15 protein-coding genes and 1 pseudogene are annotated in these 19,559 nt (G+C 52.2%); 8 read left to right on the top strand and 8 right to left on the bottom strand.

Going from position 1 to position 19,559, the window contains the following annotated elements:
• Positions 1-10 precede the first annotated feature (10 nt).
• Both ASN_RS11475 and ASN_RS11470 read right to left on the bottom strand, forming a co-directional pair.
• Positions 11-2,089 (bottom strand): phosphocholine-specific phospholipase C, encoded by a 2,079-nt coding sequence (locus tag ASN_RS11475; RefSeq protein WP_058988251.1) that lies wholly within the window; start codon positions 2,087-2,089, stop codon positions 11-13.
• Between the two features lie 66 nt (positions 2,090-2,155).
• Positions 2,156-4,582: a TonB-dependent receptor gene (locus ASN_RS11470; protein WP_082666817.1), complete on the bottom strand. Its 2,427-nt coding sequence runs from the start codon at positions 4,580-4,582 to the stop codon at positions 2,156-2,158.
• Positions 4,583-4,898: 316 nt separating this feature from the next.
• On the opposite strand from ASN_RS11470, the gene ASN_RS11465 reads away from it, so the two are divergent.
• The 5 genes from ASN_RS11465 to ASN_RS11445 all read left to right on the top strand — a co-directional run bounded on the left by ASN_RS11465 (position 4,899) and on the right by ASN_RS11445 (position 9,388).
• Positions 4,899-5,798: a S1/P1 nuclease gene (locus ASN_RS11465; protein ID WP_058988250.1), complete on the top strand. Its 900-nt coding sequence runs from the start codon at positions 4,899-4,901 to the stop codon at positions 5,796-5,798.
• A gap of 253 nt (positions 5,799-6,051) precedes the next feature.
• Positions 6,052-6,426, top strand: a complete 375-nt coding sequence (locus ASN_RS11460) for a hypothetical protein (protein WP_058988249.1) — start codon at positions 6,052-6,054, stop codon at positions 6,424-6,426.
• A 78-nt stretch (positions 6,427-6,504) separates the two neighbouring features.
• Positions 6,505-8,298: a copper resistance system multicopper oxidase gene (locus ASN_RS11455; protein WP_058988248.1), complete on the top strand. Its 1,794-nt coding sequence runs from the start codon at positions 6,505-6,507 to the stop codon at positions 8,296-8,298.
• Complete coding sequence (locus ASN_RS11450; protein WP_058988247.1) at positions 8,295-9,074, top strand: copper resistance protein B; 780 nt, start codon at positions 8,295-8,297, stop codon at positions 9,072-9,074. Before ASN_RS11455 ends, ASN_RS11450 begins: the two co-directional genes overlap by 4 nt.
• Before the next feature lie 29 nt (positions 9,075-9,103).
• A complete protein-coding gene (locus ASN_RS11445; RefSeq protein ID WP_058988246.1) occupies positions 9,104-9,388 on the top strand; it encodes a hypothetical protein in 285 nt (94 codons plus the stop codon).
• 156 nt (positions 9,389-9,544) lie between these two features.
• Here ASN_RS11445 and ASN_RS11440 read toward each other — a convergent pair whose 3' ends face one another.
• Positions 9,545-9,892 (bottom strand): metal-sensitive transcriptional regulator, encoded by a 348-nt coding sequence (locus ASN_RS11440; RefSeq protein WP_099048306.1) that lies wholly within the window; start codon positions 9,890-9,892, stop codon positions 9,545-9,547.
• A 477-nt stretch (positions 9,893-10,369) separates the two neighbouring features.
• Between ASN_RS11440 and ASN_RS11435 the strand changes: the two genes are divergently transcribed.
• Positions 10,370-12,748: a heavy metal translocating P-type ATPase gene (locus ASN_RS11435; RefSeq protein WP_058988245.1), complete on the top strand. Its 2,379-nt coding sequence runs from the start codon at positions 10,370-10,372 to the stop codon at positions 12,746-12,748.
• Between the two features lie 361 nt (positions 12,749-13,109).
• On the opposite strand, the gene ASN_RS11430 is transcribed toward ASN_RS11435, so the two are convergent.
• From ASN_RS11430 to ASN_RS11415, 4 genes are all read right to left on the bottom strand, one after another.
• Positions 13,110-14,762: a recombinase family protein gene (locus ASN_RS11430; RefSeq protein ID WP_058988244.1), complete on the bottom strand. Its 1,653-nt coding sequence runs from the start codon at positions 14,760-14,762 to the stop codon at positions 13,110-13,112.
• Positions 14,759-14,977, bottom strand: a complete 219-nt coding sequence (locus ASN_RS11425; protein ID WP_058988243.1) for a hypothetical protein — start codon at positions 14,975-14,977, stop codon at positions 14,759-14,761. The genes ASN_RS11430 and ASN_RS11425 overlap by 4 nt, the downstream gene beginning before the upstream one ends.
• Before the next feature lie 328 nt (positions 14,978-15,305).
• The gene (locus tag ASN_RS11420) at positions 15,306-15,944 is read right to left on the bottom strand and encodes a hypothetical protein (protein WP_058988242.1); all 639 of its coding nucleotides are present in this window, start codon (positions 15,942-15,944) and stop codon (positions 15,306-15,308) included.
• Positions 15,945-16,067: 123 nt separating this feature from the next.
• On the bottom strand, positions 16,068-16,289 hold the full coding sequence (locus ASN_RS11415; RefSeq protein WP_058988241.1) for a hypothetical protein: 222 nt from the start codon (positions 16,287-16,289) through the stop codon (positions 16,068-16,070).
• 578 nt (positions 16,290-16,867) lie between these two features.
• Here ASN_RS11415 and ASN_RS19685 point away from each other — a divergent pair.
• A pseudogene (locus tag ASN_RS19685) lies at positions 16,868-17,116 on the top strand (hypothetical protein); the annotation flags it as partial.
• Positions 17,117-17,449: 333 nt separating this feature from the next.
• On the top strand, positions 17,450-18,664 hold the full coding sequence (locus tag ASN_RS11405) for an IS256 family transposase (RefSeq protein WP_058988239.1): 1,215 nt from the start codon (positions 17,450-17,452) through the stop codon (positions 18,662-18,664).
• Here the strand turns inward: ASN_RS11405 and ASN_RS11400 are convergent.
• Positions 18,559-19,509, bottom strand: coding sequence for a LysR family transcriptional regulator (locus ASN_RS11400; protein ID WP_058988238.1), 951 nt, complete (start codon positions 19,507-19,509; stop codon positions 18,559-18,561). The genes ASN_RS11405 and ASN_RS11400 overlap by 106 nt on opposite strands.
• Positions 19,510-19,559: the final 50 nt, after the last annotated feature.

Genomic DNA, 19,559 nt, shown 5'->3' with positions numbered 1-19,559 from the left:
GGACTTTCAGTTATTGCAGAACAGGAGCACCCAAAGCCGGATCGGTCCGGCTGGGTTTTCCGGTTTCAACATGGCCAGCAAACCGGCTTTCCGTTTTGGATTCCGACGCGACACGCACGCTAATATCATACCAGTGGTCACTATGGGCAAGCGCAAGTGCTTTATGCGCCACCCCATTCGCTGGCACCGTTACGCTCTGCTGCGGTTGGCCATAAGCCGTATCATGCAAATGCAGTATGTGCTGATGAGCCGTCCGATTGGCAAATGTCATCATCAGCTCACCAGTCTGCGGATTATCCTGAGCCGTTACAAGCACTGATGTTCGGCTTGGGCGATGGAAATACCGTGCGAAACCGTTGGGCCCAATAACGGTAAGATGCAGTTCATACCCTTCGGCCTGACGCCACTCATCCTGAAGGGATGCCCCAGCCCCCACCGTGTAACGACGCGGCTTTTCACTGGTTTTTTCCTGATAAACGTAGAAACACGCACCTACTGTTCCATGGTTTTCAAACTGAAGCGTCACGCTTCCCTGCGGACCATTCACCTCATTAACCGCCAGAACATAGGGGAGCGGCCGAGCGGGCCGAGGGCCTGCTTCCTGTTCTCCAATATCAGACAGGTTACTTTGCACCGGCACGGCCGGGTCAGGCAGTTTGCACGACTGGTCAACCTGTTGCTTGTAATCTGCCGTATCAGGCAGGCCGTTCTTAAGGCCCTGCTTTCGTGAAAAATCAAATGCGCTGGTCAGATCACCGCAAATGGAGCGCCGCCATGGTGTGATATTCTCTTCACGCACACCGAAACGGGCTTCAATAAACCGCAGGACAGACGTGTGATCAAATACTTCTGAACACACAAAACCACCTGCGCTCCAGGGTGACAGCGCCAGCATGGGAACGCGTGGCCCCAAACCGTAAGGCAGCATATCCGCCGTATAACGCTTGGGTTCATAGGGTGTAATCCGGTCATGGATTTCACCGCGCGTATCCACGGTGCTTTTACCGGGCAACACGGGTGTTGGCGGCTGCGGCGGAGGCACGTGATCAAAATACCCGTCATTTTCATCATACATGACAAGCAGAACGGTCTTGGCCCACACTTGCGGGTTTGCTGTCAAGGCATTCAGCACCCGAGCGATATATGTTGCACCATATCCCGGCGTCCAGCGTGGATGCTCAGAATAAGCCGCAGGGGGCAACAGCCAGGAAACCTGAGGCAGACGATCCGCCATTACATCCTGCCGTAGATCATCCAAGGTACGCTTTGTCATGGCGCGCTGATGCAGAGGAGACCCTTCCGGTGCTTCCACATAATTACGGAAATTCATCAGCACATTGGTGCCAAAATTTCCGTTTTCCACATCAGAAGGAGAAAGGCCCTGTTGGTAGACCTGCCAACTGACACCGGCAGCTTCAAGGCGCTCGGGATAGGTTGTCCAGTTGAACGGGCCGGGCACCTCCGGATAAAAGGCGCGATCCACCCAGTCCACATTATCCAGAACCGGGCCGCCGCCTACGCCCTCCGCATCGACCGTTCCTGTCATGAGGTAAAAACGGTTCGGGTGCGTTTGGGTGGGGGTTGAACAGAAATAATGGTCACAAACGGTAAAGGCATCGGCCAGCGCGTAATGATATGGAATATCATCCCGCGTGTAATACCCCATTGTCATGTCGGTTTTATGCCGGGGCCACTGATCATTCCATCCGGCATTGATGGCCGCGTGGGTTGGTGTCCAGTTATGATCAAGATCAAGCACGCACTGCGCACTTGTTACATGGGTGCGTAACTGGAAGGGCATGATCCGCCCTTCCCCCGCCTGTTTGCGCCATTGAGACCACACAGGCGTCCCGTCCGGGGAACGGACAGGATGACGGTCCCCCACGCCACGCACACCATTCAGATGGCCGAAATAATGGTCAAAGGAGCGGTTTTCCTGCATGAGCACCACAATGTGCTCCACATCCTCAAGCGTGCCACTCCGACGCTCCGCCGGAATGGCCAACGCCCGATTGATGGACGCCAGAAGGCCTGCCGTTATTAACCCACCGCCACTTTTCAACAGCCCTCTACGTCCGATAACCGGCATGGTTTTCCTCTCAGTCAATACAAGGCCGTTACAATAGCCCGTTTGAGAGACCCAGACCAGTTCTCCTTAGAAATCACTACTTATGGTTGCAATCGCGGCAAAAGGTGACGCAATTTTATAAGTAGCTGATTTTCCACCAATCGTATTCCCGAAGATACCCGTTGCAGTTTTTGCATTGACCTGAGTGGCGTTAATCCAGCCCAGATACCGCTCGTTAGAGATATTCTGCAGGTTCAGGCGGATGGTCGGGCTTTTGAAAATACCGATTTTGGGCAGACGGTAGCCCACATTGACGTTCATCCGCACATATCCCGGAATGTGCTCATCATTCATGAATGTAGAATACTGCTTGGCCACATATTTCAGGTTGAACCCTACAAACCGGTGTCCATCATCATAATCCAGACCAAACCCAACCTGATATGCCGGAGCCTGGGGCGCTACTTTACCTTTGGTATGCATGTAATCTGTTACCGCGCCTGAAGAGACCGGCAGGTTACTATCACTCACAGCATGCAGATATTCAAAGGAGACATAAGGACGAATATGATAGATGGGCCGCGTGCCGATTTCCGCATCAACACCATCTGAATGTTCGCCACCACCGTTGATATTGGTTGTCCAATACTGGCCGTTATCGTTGGTAATGGTTTGCGTAAACAGGCGGTTTGTAAAGTTATAATGGAAATAGGTAATGGAACTGGAGATCAAGTCGCCCTGATAACGCCAACCAGCCTCTTCCGAAATGGAGATTTCAGGCCGCTGATCAGGGTTGGCTTTTGTTGAATAGCCCGACCCAGCTACATAAGAACCGGAATCATACAATGCATAGTTCTGTGGCATACGATAATTTGTTGCGACAGACACAAAAACCTGATTGTGGGTATCGATCTTGTAACGGACCGCAGCCGTTGGCAGAGCCTGATAGTAGTTTGTATTGACGTATTTCTGGCCAACATCAGGCAGATAGTTCGTGCCCCGCCGCTTCACGATGGAATATTTTAGGCCCGCGTCAAGTGTCAGCTTTCCATGCAGGAGAGAAAGGCTATCCCCGATAAAGGGCGTATGCACTTCCGTCTGGGTCAGCGTATTACGATACTGAGCTTTTTCGCCATTACTGAGAATAACGTTATTGCTGTCGCCCCACATGCTCAAGGGCGTGCCATCACTGCTCACTTCGCTATAAGGTGCAGTCTGGCGCTGCTTGGAATACTCGAACCAGTACCCCACCATCAAACGGTTGATGCCCGCTGTCCATGTCAGCTTGGTGGTCGCACCCGGACGATAGGTTTCCGTCAGGGACGGATTATACAACATAACCTTTCCCGTAGGTGTTTCCCCATTTATGGAACCAGGCAGTGTCTGGCTACCATAAGACATTTTGGTCATGTCTGTTGAATAACCACCACCACCGTTTCCGTAACCATACCAGAAATAGGGGGTTTCGGTCAGCACCAGATGGTCGGTCAGCTTGAACGTGGACGGCATGGACGCATAAATGTTTGTGAACGGATTGGGGCGCAGCTTGTAATAATTGCTGTCCCCTTTCACATAATGGCGTTCATAAACGGTGTTTGCCGGATCTCCTGATTTCAGACCGCTGCTGCCTACCGGGTTATCAAAACCGATACCCCACCGATCCCAGCTTGCCTTTGTCACGCTCGGGTACGCGTTGTTTTTCAGAGAGTTACCAACAACAGCGAGAGAAATACGGTTTCCATCACCCCAGTCGTTCACAATCTTCATTTCGCCGTGTTTCTTGTTTTCCCAACCGGGACCGCGCCAGTGGTCCTGACGCCCCTGCGAATAGGAAAAATAAGCACGTAGATTGGTATTTCCAATGTAACCCGTATCAAACCGGGCAAACCCGCGGGTGGCGTTGTAGGACCCGTAGGTCATGTCCACATGCCCACCCATGACCTTCTTGGGGTCGATCATATACATATCAACCACGCCACCAGACGCGCTGATGTGTGGGCTATCAAGATCAGCCGATCCTTGTGCCAGCCGAACAGTTTTCAGGTTTTCTGCGTCAACAATTTCCTGCGGATAGACAGCAAAATTCCCGATATCATTGATTGGAAACCCTTCCAGCGTAAAGCCCATCTGGGAATCCGTCAGGCCACGGACAGACATGTTGCCGCCTGTCATACCCAAAGGATCACTGTCAGAAACGTTGGCGCCCGGCAGAAGCTGAACCAACTGCATGGGGTTCAGGGCCGGGTTCTGTTTTGCAATGTAATCACGGGTAACAGCAGAAACAGATTTGGGAGAATCCGTTGGTGTCATCAGCCCCCCACCAAACGCCCTGCCTGTATCACCATCCCCCAGATCACGTGTATGACCGCGCACTTCCACATTTTCATCGGTAGGAGACGTTTGCCCCAGCATGGTTGGAAGAGGCTGGGCCTGCTCATCCGACTTGGCCGCCTGAGCCGGGCGCTGTTTGTGTGTAACACCCGCTGCCTTCTTTTCAGACACCGTGTCAGCCATTGCAACGAGAGGTGACGACAGAACAGTCGAACAGATCAGGCAAGCGAAAACTGAAAAGTGCCGCTGGGGAAACATCAAATCCTACTTTCATCAAGGAAATATGGGGGAACCTGCGGCACAGTTTATTCAGTTATTTTTCTAATAGAAGACATTCATAATAATTTCATATTCTTTCTGATACATATTGCCCCAGTTTTTTCACAAAACGTTATTCCGTTTTTGAGTCAAAACGGTTGGGGGATTTTCTTATGGCTGTCCTCCTCAAAAGCCACTACATTTTGGGCGACACAAAACAATTACAGAAAAGTAACATTGTATGACAATACGGATTGGTTCGCTCTCGTTGGCCGCAAGCGTAATGCTTGGGCTGGCCACCACCAGCACACAAGCTCTTGCCTGGGGCCGGGAAGGCCATCAGGTTGTCGCCGCACTTGCCTGGGACTACCTGACGCCTGAGGCCCGCAACACCATCAACCTTATCCTCCGTCAGGACAAAGACACCCTGACCCCGCCGGATTTTATGTCCCGCTCTACATGGGCTGATGCTTGGCGTGCGGCAGGACACAAGGAAACCGGAGAATGGCATTTTGTTGATATTGAGCTAGACCACCCAGATCTGGCTCAGGCGTGTTATAATTTTCCGACACAGGATGGACCTGCCAGCAAGGGACCAGCCAAGGACTGCATTGTAAACAAGATTCCTCAATTTGAGAAAGAATTGGCAGATCCTAAAACGCCGCCTGCAGAACGCATTCTGGCGCTAAAATATGTTGTGCATTTTGTAGGCGATCTGCACCAGCCTTTGCATGCGTCTGATAACCATGACAAAGGCGGAAACTGTGTCCGCGTTGCCCTTGGCGGCCCCCGCACCACAAATCTCCATTCTTACTGGGACACGGCTTTGGTGTCTGAGCTTGATCCCGATCCGAACAGTCTGGCGAACAAGCTCTTCACGCAGATTACATATGATGACAAGCAGAAGTGGCAACAGGGCACTCCCGCAGACTGGGCACAGGAAAGTTTCTCGTTCGCCCAGAAATATGCATACCAACTGGATAGCCAACCCGGCTGTTCACAGGATAGCGCTCCGATCACGCTGCCCCCGGGATATGATGCAGCCGCCCAAACCGTGGTGCGGGAACAGCTTATGAAGGCGGGTGTTCGTCTCGCTTATGTCCTGAACACAGCTCTCACTCCCTCTTCAGCCCAACCCTGAAGATAGGCAACGCCAGCATCTCTTCCCGTATCAAAGCATGAGAACGGGCAGACTGTTCTGTGCCGCGTATTGAGGTCCGTTTAAACGTCCCTTCCCTCCTTTTGTGCATGAAAACGCATACAGAAAGAGGGAAGGTCAAAGTCCGTATAATACGACGTCTGCCCCACTCAGACATAAAAGCTTTTCCAGTATGCCCCCCATGGGTATAATCGTCACAATGTTCGTGGTGACTGCATAAGGAAAGGAGCGCTGGATGGTCAGAATATATGGCCGGACCATTATCGGTCTGCTTGCGTGCCTATTCATGCAGATTGGATTGATTACCGGCGCGTCTCCCGTTCAGGCACGAAGCCACGAAGCGCGGACAATGATGATTTCCTGTCATGACAAAGCGAAAATGCAGTGTCATGGCGCGCATCATGCCCTGCATGCAGTGGCAGTCCATCACCACGAAAAATGTTGTGATGTGCATGCGGCATCATCAGATATTCCTCCTCCGGCCGCACCTGTCATGGTTGCATATGCCCCTGTGATCAGCAGCCAGCCCTTTCTTGTCTCCAGATCTACCGGATTTGTCGGAGCAGATCGGCTTCCCCTCCTTCCCCCTCCCAAAATCAGCACATTCTGACTGCCCGATATGTGAAACGTGTCCTGATGTCCTGACGGATAGAAAGGGCGTTCTCTATTTTCAGTTCGGATTTTGCTGATGTCCATTTCGTTTCCTCAACGGAGTGGGTTGACACGTCGTCGGTTTATCAATGGGTTGGGGGCAGGATGTGTGGCGGCAGCGTTGCCACATCCGGCTTCTGCCATGGCAAGCGCGTCTGGCATTGTGCCTGCGCAGGCCTCCTCCCTATGGAACCTGACGGTCGATCACACCCGTATAAGCATTGATAACAAGAGCCTGAACGCCCCCTGTATTGGTGGGAGTGTTCCCGGTCCCATTCTGCGCTGGCAACAGGGAGATACTGTTTCCATCTCTGTTACGAACAGACTCAGGCATGAAGATACCTCCATTCATTGGCACGGCGTCCGTGTGCCGTCTGATATGGATGGTGTGCCGGGGTTAAGCTTTGCCGGCATCAAGCCGGGAGACACATTTACCTATCGGTTCCGTGTGCATCAGAGTGGGACCTACTGGTATCACAGTCATTCCGGCATGCAGGAAGCACAGGGGCTATACGGGGCGATTGTTATTGATCCTGTTCACCCTGACCCGAACCAGTGTGACCGAGATTACGTGATTGTGCTGTCTGAATGGACGGATGTGTCCCCCATGGACATGATCAGTAATCTCAAGATGCAGGATGACTATTACACGTTCAAACAACGCACAGCGGCCTCTTTCCCCAAGGAAGCTCGGGAAGCAGGAAATGCATGGGCGGCTCTTAAGGATCGCCTTGCCTGGTCCCGCATGCGGATGGCCGCAACTGATATCTCGGATGTAAGCGGCGTTATTTATACCTATCTCCTGAACGGCCATGCACCGGGCATGAACTGGAATGGTCTCTTTCGCCCAGGTGAAAGGGTCCGGCTTCGCTTCATCAATGCGTCTTCCATGACCTTGTTTGATGTGCGTATTCCTGGTCTGGAAATGCTGGTCGTGCAGGCGGATGGGAACGACGTGGAGCCCGTGCCGGTTGATGAATTCCGCATTGGTGTGGCGGAAACCTATGATGTGATTATACGCCCGCAGGACGAGCGGCCCTATACCATTTTTGCCCAGAGTGAAGACCGCACGGGCTATGCATGCGGCACTCTCGCGCCGCGCCAAGGCATGATCGGCACCATTCCCCCCATGGACCCACGACCTGTTCGCACCATGATCGACATGGGCATGGGGACCATGAAACCCGGCGAAACTATGGATGATATGTCCATGTCCGGGCACGATATGCCCGCAATGGATATGCCTGAAATGAGCGCTGACCATACGGGGCATATGCACCACATGGGCCCCATGGCCATGCCGCCGATGGAAGTGGATGATCCTGGTCCTCCCCCGTTGAATGTGGAAAACCAGAATGTGGCCGTCATGCCGGTTGACCGGTTAGGCAGCCCCGGGGATGGGCTGGAAGATAACGGTCGACGTGTTCTGAATTATAAACAGTTGCGGGCAACCCGGCCCGGTGCTGATCCACGCCCACCAACGCGTGAAATTATCCTACATCTCACCGGCAACATGGAGCGCTACATCTGGGGCTTCAATGGTCGCAAATATTCAGAATCCGGCCCTATTCGTTTGAAAAAAGGAGAACGTGTCCGCTTCACGCTGATTAACGACACGATGATGGAGCATCCCATTCATCTCCATGGATTGTGGAGTGAGCTGGAAAACGGACAAGGAGAATTTCGTCCCTACAAGCACACCATTATTGCACAACCCGGTTCCCGCCTGAGCTATCTGGTCACGGCGGACGTTGCCGGAACGTGGGCTTACCATTGCCACCTTATGCTGCATATGGATCTGGGCATGTTTCGCACGGTGATTGTGGAATGAAACAGATTTTACGGCTTACGGCCCTTTTGATCATCTCCTTGGCAAAGGCCAAAACCGTATGGGCCGCGCAAACAACCTACCATGCTGCCGATGCACCGTCTGACACACCCATGGTGTCTGTTGGTCATATTTCTCCCGTCATGGATCAGGGCCGTTATTTCCACGGCATTCTTGATGAATTTGAAGGCCGTTATGCTGCGTCTGGAACGGATTTCCGTTGGGACGGAGAAGCCTGGTATGGCTCAGATTACAATAAGCTCTGGCTGAAGACAGAAGGTACTCTGGAACGCGGTCGCCTGCATGATGGAGACCATGAACTTCTGTATAGCCGTGCCATTTCCCCCTATTTTGATATTCAGGGCGGCGTGCGGGCAGACATAGATGATGGACCAACACGCACATGGGGCGCATTAGGCATTCAGGGGCTTGCCCTCTATCAATTTGAAGTTCAGGCAACAGCCTATGTCAGTGATCGCGGACGTTTTGCCGCCCGCTTTGAGGGGTCTTACGATTTTCTATTAACCAATCGCCTGATTTTGCAGCCTCAGGCAGAACTGAATCTTTACACCAAATCTGATACCGGAAGACAGGTTGGAGCAGGTCTATCGGATGTTGATACCGGCTTACGGCTTCGGTACGAACTCTGGCGTAAATTTGCCCCTTACATCGCCTTTACATACGCAGGTTATCTTACGCAGGCCCGCAGAATTGCCCACGACCACGGAGAAGAAACCGGATCCTTAAGACTGACTGTTGGCATAAGAAGCTGGTTCTAATCCCTTACTTTCATCAGGAATATCTTGCCATGTCCCCTCTTTATGTTGGTTTCCTTGCTTTCTTTTTCATAAATGTTGCGTATGCAGAGCCGCGGAACAAAGTAGGCATCAGCACTCCGCCATCAAAACAAGGAAAAATGATACACCTTACGATGGATCAACAAATGGCATTGTGCGCCAAGATTGAGGCTTGGCAAAAGCAGGGAAAATCTCTGCCACCCGAAATGCAGCAGGAAGAAACAGCCTGCCAGAAAATGGACATGGGGCAGCCTTCGTCTACCTTGCCCCAGCCATTAGAAACTTTGGAGCGATAGGGATATCTGAAAAATTACTGACAGAACAGTGATGACAATAAATGGGGAGGGAAAATATGCGAAAAGAAGCAATGTAGAAATCGCGCCCCTGAAAGCCCAGTTTCCTTTCTTTAATATCGTAATCCCCCCAACCGTTTGACAGAGAATTTTCCAATATTATCGTATCATTTTTCGAATAACACCCAGAAGTTCATCTATTGCTTCGGCTCCGTCATCTTCTTTTACAGCCTTCCTTACACAGCCATTGGCATGGGCGGATAAAATCTGAATTGCAACACCATCAAGAGCCGACTTGACCGCAGAGATCTGCATCAGGATATCTACGCAGTAACGGTCATCTTCCACCATACTCAGAACGCCACCAATCTGGCCTTCTATTCTACGCAAACGGTTAACAAGAGCCTTCTTACCCGGCTGTTGCACGCGCTTGTCCGGCAGGCTCTCTGAAGAAGAACATGCTTCGCACTCTACTGAAGAAGCGGATGTCTGAGGGGCTCTTCCCATGGGTTTTCCATTCTGTTGCCGCATATTTGTAACAGATTGCGTCTGCTAATCTATCAGAATATCCACGCCTTTAATAATATAGACTACCTAAAGGATCACCATACAGATCTGACGCCCAGAACTGACTGGTCAATGCGGTCGGAACTTCATAACAATCATCTGAAGAGTGTACCCTTACGGGAGGGCACGAAAAACCCTCTTTCCCTAACCGAATGACGACCATAACTCCCTGATATTTCAATAAGCGGGAAAATCTGAAGGGTGGTTTCGAACCCTCCACGCTCTCTCTGCGCTTCATCGTATGGATACCCCGTTCTAAGAGAGAGAATGAAAAAGCGTTCCTCTGTTTTCTCTGTGTCAAAAGGAAGTGGAAGTTAGTCGCGGTGTGGACTCTCCTCTAGCCAGAAGTGAGAACTAGAGATAAGCTCCAAAATACGGGTAAGGGGTATATTTCCACCAAAGCGTTCTTAAGGAGCGATGATCGTGTCAGACGCTATCAATTTTTCCGTTGGAGGCATGACATGCGCAGCCTGCTCTACCCGTATTGAAAAAATTCTGAACCGTCTTGAAGGGGTAAAAGCCACCGTCAATCTGGCTTCTGAGAGAGTGCAGATCCTGCTTGATGAATCAGCCCCCCCCATCAATACGATTATCGATGCGGTCCGCAAAGCAGGCTTCACGGTAGACGAAAACAGCCTGATCCTTTCCCTGTCCGGCATGACCTGCGCCGTCTGCGCCACCCGCATTGAAAAAATTCTCAACAGACTCCCAGCAACACGTGCAACTGTTAACTTTGCGACAGAGCAAGCTCATATTGAATTTGTTCCCGGTGTTATCGAACCAGAAAATTTTGTGGCGGCCATTGAAAAAGCAGGCTATGGCGCACATCCTTTACAAGAAGAAAAGCCCGAAAGCCTGCGCACAAAGCGCGAAGAATTATGGCGCAAAGAGCGCAATCATTTTCTGTTAACGGCTTTTTTCGCAGTTCCATTCCTCGTTCAGATGGTCAGCATGTTTTTCAGCCATGCTGGCATGATGCCCGGATGGATACAGCTTTTTCTGGCCACCCCCGTGCAATTTTTCTGTGGCGGACGGTTTTATAGACAAGCCTGGAACGCACTCCGTGGCGGAGCCGCCAACATGGATGTGCTGATTGTTTTAGGCACAAGCATCGCTTATTTCTTCAGTGCTGTTGTGGTGTTATTCCAACTGAATCAGCCGCTTTATTTTGAAGCCAGTGTTTCCATTATTACACTGATTTCTCTTGGAAAATTAATGGAAATGCGCGCCAGACGTCAAACTGGTGCAGGACTAGAAAGTCTGTTGCAGCTTCAACCACAAATAGCACATGTGGAAAGCAATGGTGCGATCTCTGACCGTCCTGTGGCCGATGTCTCTGTTGGCGATATCTTTCTGGTTCGTCCTGGTGAAACTGTCCCTGTTGACGGAACAGTTCTTGACGGCACATCAGAAGTAGATGAAGCCATGCTCACAGGGGAGAGTGTGCCTGTCTTAAAGCAGAAAGCTGATCAGGTTTTTGGCGGCACCATGAATGCTAATGGTCTACTGCGCGTAAAAGCGACAGGAGTTGGCGCGAATACGGCTCTGGCGCATATTGTCAAAATGGTTGAGCAGGCACAGGGCTCCAAGGCAAGCGTCCAGAGGCTGGCAGACAAGGTTTCCGGAATTTTTGTACCTGCAATTGTTCTCGTTGCAGCCACAACATTTCTGGTCGGTTGGGCTATAACAGGCAGTGCGACATGGAGCCTGGTTTCTGCAGTATCGGTGCTTGTTATTGCATGCCCCTGCTCTTTGGGGCTGGCAACGCCTACAGCCATTATGGTCGGTACAGGACTAGGAGCACAGGCCGGCATTTTGTTTCGGAATGCAGATGCGCTTGAACAGGCACAGAAGCTGACCACTTTGATTGTTGATAAAACAGGCACTTTAACAAAGGGAAAACCAACAGTCTCTGATGTGATACCCGCAGTCGGTATTGAGCAAGATGCTCTGCTTTCAGTGGCATCTACATTGGAAGCCGGATCTGAACACCCTCTTGCACGTGCGATTGTAGACTACGCCGCCGCAAAAGGGATGAAAACTCAATCTGTAAATAGCTTCAAAGCCATCCCTGGTAAAGGCGTTACAGGTCAGATTGATGGCGTTTCCGCTTTTCTTGGGTCGCCATTTTTCCTGAAAGATAACGGTTTTTTAGAAACGGATAGTATCAGTTCTGATCTGGAACAGAATGGGAAAACCGTTGTTGGCGTAGGAAAAGGAGAACAGTTTCTCGGGTTTATCGCCTTGTCTGACACTCTTCGTCCTGATGCCGTTTCAACCATTCAGGCTCTAAAAAAAGCTGGTATTAGCATTATTATGCTAACAGGCGATAACGAACGTACCGCCAGGGTAGTCGCGCAAGAGGTTGGGATAGATGATTACATTGCGGGTGTATTGCCAGCCAACAAGGCAGACACCGTAAAAAAATATCGCGCCACAGGAGAGTGTGTCGGTATGGTCGGAGATGGCATTAACGATGCTCCAGCACTCGTGGCCGCGGATGTTAGCTTCGCTATTGGCGCAGGAGCAGATATTGCACGAGACACGGCAGACATCATTTTGATGAAGAGCGATCTGACCAGTGTGCTTGATGCAATTTCACTTTCACATGCAACACTTTCCAAGATCAGACAAAATCTTTTCTTTGCGTTTATTTATAATATTTTGGGCGTACCTCTTGCGGCCTTTGGTCTACTCAGCCCCATTGTCGCAGGCGCAGCCATGGCCATGAGTTCCGTGTCAGTCGTAAGCAATGCCCTGCTTCTCAATTCATGGAAACCGCACCCTCGCCCTTAAATATCTTTTCCTCTAACCCAGATTACCACATAGGCCTTATTATTAAGGCACCGGTGGTATTGGAGAGTTTTACCTTCGGTACAGGCCCTATCATAACCCCATCGACTGCAGAAACTGCGCTTTGTAGAGACTATTTGACGAAGCGTTTCCATAGAAACGTCACGTACCGGCCAGAGACAATAAACAGCTAATGAAATGTCGTTGCCTCTCTAAAGCTCTCCCATTGTTCACCGATTGAGGTCTTCCATGCCACATCTTCAGCCGCACGTTCACTACGCGAGATTTTCTTCCCACGTGTCCCCTGCGTGGGTATCTGGAACGCAGAAAGCCGCCCATGGGGCGGCTGAGTGTATGATATTGATTATTTCGGCTGGTTGCGGGGGCCTGCTTCCCCTGCTGTCATAAGCCGACCTTCCTTTTTGCCGCTGACGTCATTTGCAACGTCGAGAATACCCATCAGCTCGCCGCGTAATGTAATATGAACTTCTCCCCGCTTCTCGCCTGGGGTGAAAACAATTCCTCCGATAAGGGAGCGTAAAGCTTCGGTTGCTTCCTTGCCGCCGTCCGGATCGTCCAGCGCTTCGGTGAAGCGCTCCACGTTCCGCCGATAGTGACTGGCAATATCCGGATGCACATTGGGAACATCAGGCGGAGCTTCACCCAAGCGAGCCATTATGTCCACCTTCTGCCCCTCAAGGCTGACCAGTCGTGCCTTCATCGAAGACTGATACATACCGTCCTCAATTGCCGCCATGATTCCGGCAATGGCTCGCTCGACCTTCCCGAGCGCCTTACGATCAGCAGCACTCTGCACACGCCACGTCTGGTTCAGACGCTTCACTTCCTTTGCAAAAGCCTGAACGGCCTCGGCAACCACCTCGGAAGTCACCAGACGCTCTTGTAGCCCAGAAAGAACCCGAGCCTCGGCTTTCTCACGCATGATCGTCCGGTTATTCTCGCAAGTTCCCCGGCGAGAGTGATTCAAACACCCAAACCGGCCATTTACGATGATCCCAATCTTTCCACCGCAACACCCGCATGAGAGCAACCCTGACAGCAGCGACATCGGCCGGTTTGCCAGATGCAACCGCCGTGCTCGGCCTTCCCGTGTATTCGCAGGGCATAGACCGACTTTGGCAGCAATCTCCTTCTGGCGCGCCCGCACGGCTTGCCACAGATCGTCAGGGACTATCCTGAGTTCTGGCACTTCGGTCCTGATCCACAGATGTTCTGGATTGGGCCTGGAAACGCGTTTTTCGGTAATCGGGTCCTTGATAAATCGTTGCCGATTCCACACCAGTATTCCGGCATATAATTCGTTATTCAGGACCCCGGTTCCACGCGACACATGACCCCGGATGGTCGTGTCACTCCAGGCACGGCCTTTCGGACCAGGAACCCCCTCCCCATTTAATTCCACGGCAATAGACCGAGGGCTTTGTCCTGCCGCGAAAGCTCGAAAAATACGACAAATGACTTCAGATTCTTCAGTTATAATTTCCCGATCACCCCGGACGGGTTCGAAATTAGCATCAACCTTCTTGAGCGCCCGATAGCCATAGCACAGGCCTCCTCCAGACTTGCCTTTCATCACCCGGCCCAAAAGCCCACGGTGCGTGTTCCGGGCGATAGTTTTGATGTACAGAGCATTCATCGTTCCCTTGAGACCAACATGGAGTTCGTTGATTGCCCCCTCCGCCAAAGTGATGATGGCGATGCCTTCGAAGGAAAGACGCTTGAACAATGTTGCGACGTCCGCCTGGTCTCGCGAAATGCGATCCAGCGCCTCAGCCAGTACAACATCGAACGCTCCCGCCTGCGCATCGCGCAAGAGGGCCTGAATGCCGGGCCTTAAAGTCATCCCGGAGCCAGAAATAGCAGCATCATGATAACTACCGATCACCGCCCACTTCTCACGCGTCGCGAATTCCTCGCATAGCCGGAACTGATCTTCGATTGAACTGGCGCTTTGTTTATCAGTCGAATACCGCGCATAGTATACTACACGTGTCATTTTAGGGTTTCCTCGATTTTCTGGGAATTATCGGACAAAGCGCCGTTGTCGTTAGCTGCCCGATAAGAGGCGAAATACTCCCGTGCCATTCTCCGACCGATAAGGCTGGCAACTGCATAGACCGCTGCTTGAGCGGCTTTTTCGACACCTTCTGGTGTCAGATTGTCATTTGCGGATATCAGATCCGGTGTGGGATTTTCATGAGGCTGCGTCACTGTTTTTCCCCTGTCTGGAGCGCATGACGCCACTATTGCACACCGGACTTTGGGAGTTGCCTGAAGGCACGCTACCGCAATCTCATATGCCACGAAAAAGTGATCGAAAATTCTTAATATTTTTTGCATTTATTTTCAGCATATTGCGCGTTTTTTCGCGATCACGAGATGCTGTGAAACAGCCCTTCGAAGAATTGAAATTTAGGGCACACTCCGAACCTCCGCAGAGACGGACCGGCCATCATAGGCTGGCCCGTGTTACCGGATAAACGCTATCCGCTAATGCCTCTTTTTTTCTGTCGGTAATTCATTCTTAAATAAAAACGAGTTATGCATTCTTAGCACGTTCTATAGCCTGACGAACCCGCTCTGTTTGGAGGGACACATCGCAGACTTCATCAATATGGATCACCTCTACAGGTGCGACCCCCATGTAGCGCATCAGACGCTCCTCAATGCCCACCCGGAATTTTTCAGCATTTTTTGAGACCGACTGCCCGGCACTCGTAACTGTTCCGGCGACCTCAATGTACACTGTGGGATGTCCTTTGAAATACAGACCGAAATCCGCAAATCCTCTGTTTCCCAGTTCTCGAATGGGTGGCTGAACCATAATAGTGAGGCCACTCTCCTTTTCTTGCAGCAAACGCCGATAAACAGCCAGTTCCACAATCGAGCCGATCCGGTAGTTATTGACGCGCACCTGCTCCTGCCAGGCGGGGAGGTCCCGGTGATACACTGCCACACGCTGGCGAAAGGCGCGCCATAAGGCCTTGTCGCGGTTATATCGGTCGACCAGTTCGCGACCTCCATCACAGAATTCCAGCATCTGCGGCGTCGGCGTCACCAGCAGATCGTGAGAAAGCTGTGCGTACCGCTCAATGTCGTTCGGACGGAAAAACCCCCCGAACATCCAGCCTGGAAGAGCATTATTAAAACGATCATTATTCGGTAAAGCGAGTGTCATTTGAAGTGTCCGTAAGGTGGACGCACGTTCCCCATTGCTCAGCGAGCATTCTGAGAACATACGTGTATTATGAAAAGGGAAAGTTAAGCTGTAGCGGCTTACTGCTCATTCGCAGCATTGGCTTCAGTCATCGCGGAAAGAGGCATCACTCCCCAGCACCCTGTTGGCAACCAGCCTGACCTTCTGGCCAACCATACGCGTCAGAATGACCGTCCCTTCCAGGACACTGTCATCCACGTTACCAGCAAGAGCCTCACTGACAGCAAAATCAAGCAGCCGGTGCAGGGCGACAATTTGCATGAGGTCCACCTCGGTGGTGGACGAAATCGTAGTACGATCAGACATTGATTTTCTCGTTCAGGTTGTGAAGGAACGAGACGCCCCAACCCAATCCTCGCTCCCCAACGATACAGGGAACAAAATCCTCTGGGGAATTTAGGGTCGTGCGCCTCACAATGCCCACCCCGACAAAATGACACCGTCACACCCGTCATCAGGGCGCACCGCAGGTGCAAGAGCACTGGAAACAGAGAAAAAGAGCGGCTTTGATTTTTTGCGGAGCAAAAATGCCGCGATAGAGGAGAAAAAACGCAGCGATTTCATATGCTTGCACAGCATGCATATGAAATTGCGGTAGCGTGCCCTCACACGAGCAAAAGCCGGGACACGCCGGAAAAAGGAAAAATGGCTGTTTTCTGCCGTTTTTCAGGATTCATGACGCCAATGATACTTTGCATGACACCCGTCATGACGGCAGAGATGGCAGTTCCGGACAGTGTCACTGGATGCGTGACACCTTCCCGACTGATGTCATGACGCTGTCATTCCAGCCTCTCGGGGAGCGCAGGAAGTGCGATAGAAATGACGCCCGAGTGACACCGTCATGACGGTGTCATCACTCCATGAAGAGAAAATTTACGGGAAATTTCATGTACACTAAACACGCCTTGCTCAATGCGGCCTTCATCACCTTTTCCAAAACGCTGCTGCTCAAGGGCAGCGACACCGTCAGCCGCTTTGGCAAGATCATCCACTCCTACACCATGCAGCAGGCTGTCTCGGGCGACAAAGCCCTGCGTGATTTTATTGATTACGTTATCCTGGATGAACGGTGCCATCTGAAGAAGCATAAAATCATAGCCCAGCATTCTGGTCACTTCTGGAACGCGTGATGCCGTAATGAAAGCGCCATAAGGCAAGGCGGCACAGAATGGTGGAAGTGATGCTACAAAAATAGTGCGCTTTGACCGCGATGAGGGGGTAAGCGGAATGGATCCTTCCAGTAGAAGGTGCAGAGAAACGGACCTCCAGAATCTGAGAAATTACACCTGTAGCAGCGTTGCAGCTTGCCGGTTTTTCAGGAAATCGATGAAAACACGTAAAGGCAGGGGCATCTGTCTGCGACTGGGATAATACAGACAGAAGGGCTCTGCTCCGGGCACCGAGAGTGTCCGATCTTCTGTGTATGACTGATCTGGTCCATGCTTTCCCGAAAGGAAGCATGAATGACCATCTCGAGAGAAATCCTGGACGCACTGCTGACGGACGTGGAGCGTCCTGAAGACCTGCTCGGCGATGCCGGTCTGCTGAAGGAGCTGAAAATTCGGCTCATGGAGCGTATGCTGGGTGCGGAGTTGACCGCGCATCTGGGTTATGAGGAAGGCAAGGCTGCCCCGCCGGGCCAGTCGAACCGGCGGAATGGCTCCACGACCAAAGTGCTCAAAGGCCAGGACGGTGCCTTGCCTTTGACGGTGCCGCGCGACCGCGACAGCAGCTTCGAACCAGAGCTTGTAAAGAACGGCCAGACCCGAATTGACGGGATCGATGACAAGATCATCGGTCTCTATGCCGCCGGTCTGACTGTCCGGGACATTCAGACCCATCTGCTTGATCTTTATGGCCTGAAGGTCTCTCCTGACTTGATCAGTCGCGTCACCGATGCCGTGCTGGACGAGGTCCGGGAGTGGCAGGTCCGGGCGCTGGATCGGATGTATCCCATCGTGATCTTCGATGCCCTTCGGGTAAAGATCCGCGATGCTGACAGCCGGACCGTTAAAAACAAGGCGGTTTACGTCGCCCTCGGTGTCACCCGCGAGGGGGTGCGCGAGGTTCTGGGGCTCTGGATCGCCGAGAATGAAGGCGCCAAATTCTGGCTTTCGGTCATGAACGAGTTGAAGAACCGGGGCATCCAGGACATCCTGATCACGGTCGTGGACGGGCTGAAAGGCTTTCCCGAGGCCATCACCGCCGCCTTTCCCGAGGCGATGGTTCAGACCTGCATAGTCCATCTGGTCCGCCACAGCCTGAACTTCTGCTCATGGAAGGATCGCAAGGCCGTGGCTGCCGACCTGCGCCGGATCTACGGGGCCGCAACCGCTGACATGGCAGCCGCAGAGCTCGATGGGTTCGAGGAGAAATGGGCCGGGAAATACGCGTCAATCGCCCCGGCATGGCGCCGGGCATGGGCCGAAGTGATCCCGTTTTTTGGCTTCGATCCGGCGATCCGAAAGATCATATACACCACGAACGCCATCGAGAGCCTGAACCGGGTCATCCGCAAGTCGATCAAGACGCGTGGTTCGTTCCCGACTGACGATGCCGCAGCAAAGCTGATCTACCTGGCGATCCGCAACTTTGAGAAAGACGGGCGGAATGTGCGGGAATGGTTTGCAGCCCGCAACCAGTTCGCCATAATGTTCGGCGAGCGCTTCGCTGCTTGAGTATCTGAAAACCCATGGGCCAGATCAGATACACAGACTTCAGGACACTCCCCGGGCACCCAGTTCTGCAGGAGCGGCTGTAGTCTCTTCTGCCCGATGTCTTGCTCGACAAGGTTTTCATAAACATACGCGCAGCCAACACCCAGAAGGGCCGCTCTGATCATGCTATCGTCATCATCGAGTACGAGAGGCCCGCTGACAGCGACAGTGAACAGGGTCTCTTCATTTTCAAATTCCCAGTTATACCGTCGTCCACTGGGGAAGCGACGACCAATACATGCGTGACGCATCAGATCTTGGGGTTTCTCAGGTATCCTATGAAGAGAAAGATACTCAGGCGATGCGACAACGGCAAAGCGTTGGGGCGCACCGACAGGAACAGACACCATGTCTGCCGCTACGCTGTCACCAAACCGGATACCGGCATCGAAGCCTTCAGCAACGATGTCGACCAGCCGCTCTTCCGTCACGACTTCCAGACTGACCTTTGGATATTGAAGAACGAAGCGAGCCATACGATCAGCCAAGAGACGGGCAGCTGGACGGGGCATATTGATCCGCAGTGAACCCGTTGGTGTGTCTTGCATGGCCCTCAGATCTTGCAGGGCAAGACTGACATCATGGAACGCGGGTTCAAGGGTCTGAAGCAACCGCGCTCCTGCTTCGGTTGGCAGGATGCTCCGGGTCGTGCGGTTGAGCAGACGGACCCCCAGTTTTTCCTCCAGCGCCCGTAAGGCGTGGCTCAAGGCGGAGGGAGAGACGCCCCGTTCTTCTGCAGCCTTCCGAAAGCTCCTGTGCCGGGCAACGGCAGAAAATATTTCAAGATCATGAAAAGAAGGGTTCATTCATGAGTCATATTCAGTAACACATGAACGTATCAAGGTCTTATCGTCCT

It is taken from the genome of Acetobacter senegalensis (genome assembly GCF_001499615.1).
GTDB classification, from domain to species: domain Bacteria; phylum Pseudomonadota; class Alphaproteobacteria; order Acetobacterales; family Acetobacteraceae; genus Acetobacter; species Acetobacter senegalensis.
The sequence above is the reverse complement of the archived record's forward strand: the minus strand, read 5'-3'. Positions and strand labels throughout refer to the sequence as shown.

What these genes read in the sequence shown, in the direction of transcription:
- ASN_RS11415 (WP_058988241.1), bottom strand. Translation starts at nt 16,289, where the DNA reads ATGTCTGATCGTACTACGATTTCGTCCACCACCGAGGTGGACCTCATG.
- ASN_RS11460 (WP_058988249.1), top strand. Translation starts at nt 6,052, where the DNA reads ATGGTCAGAATATATGGCCGGACCATTATCGGTCTGCTTGCGTGCCTA.
- ASN_RS11440 (WP_099048306.1), bottom strand. Translation starts at nt 9,892, where the DNA reads ATGGGAAGAGCCCCTCAGACATCCGCTTCTTCAGTAGAGTGCGAAGCA.
- ASN_RS11470 (WP_082666817.1), bottom strand. Translation starts at nt 4,582, where the DNA reads ATGGCTGACACGGTGTCTGAAAAGAAGGCAGCGGGTGTTACACACAAA.
- ASN_RS11445 (WP_058988246.1), top strand. Translation starts at nt 9,104, where the DNA reads ATGTCCCCTCTTTATGTTGGTTTCCTTGCTTTCTTTTTCATAAATGTT.
- ASN_RS11465 (WP_058988250.1), top strand. Translation starts at nt 4,899, where the DNA reads ATGACAATACGGATTGGTTCGCTCTCGTTGGCCGCAAGCGTAATGCTT.
- ASN_RS11420 (WP_058988242.1), bottom strand. Translation starts at nt 15,944, where the DNA reads ATGACACTCGCTTTACCGAATAATGATCGTTTTAATAATGCTCTTCCA.
- ASN_RS11450 (WP_058988247.1), top strand. Translation starts at nt 8,295, where the DNA reads ATGAAACAGATTTTACGGCTTACGGCCCTTTTGATCATCTCCTTGGCA.
- ASN_RS11435 (WP_058988245.1), top strand. Translation starts at nt 10,370, where the DNA reads ATGATCGTGTCAGACGCTATCAATTTTTCCGTTGGAGGCATGACATGC.
- ASN_RS11475 (WP_058988251.1), bottom strand. Translation starts at nt 2,089, where the DNA reads ATGCCGGTTATCGGACGTAGAGGGCTGTTGAAAAGTGGCGGTGGGTTA.
- ASN_RS11400 (WP_058988238.1), bottom strand. Translation starts at nt 19,509, where the DNA reads ATGAACCCTTCTTTTCATGATCTTGAAATATTTTCTGCCGTTGCCCGG.
- ASN_RS11430 (WP_058988244.1), bottom strand. Translation starts at nt 14,762, where the DNA reads ATGACACGTGTAGTATACTATGCGCGGTATTCGACTGATAAACAAAGC.
- ASN_RS11405 (WP_058988239.1), top strand. Translation starts at nt 17,450, where the DNA reads ATGACCATCTCGAGAGAAATCCTGGACGCACTGCTGACGGACGTGGAG.
- ASN_RS11455 (WP_058988248.1), top strand. Translation starts at nt 6,505, where the DNA reads ATGTCCATTTCGTTTCCTCAACGGAGTGGGTTGACACGTCGTCGGTTT.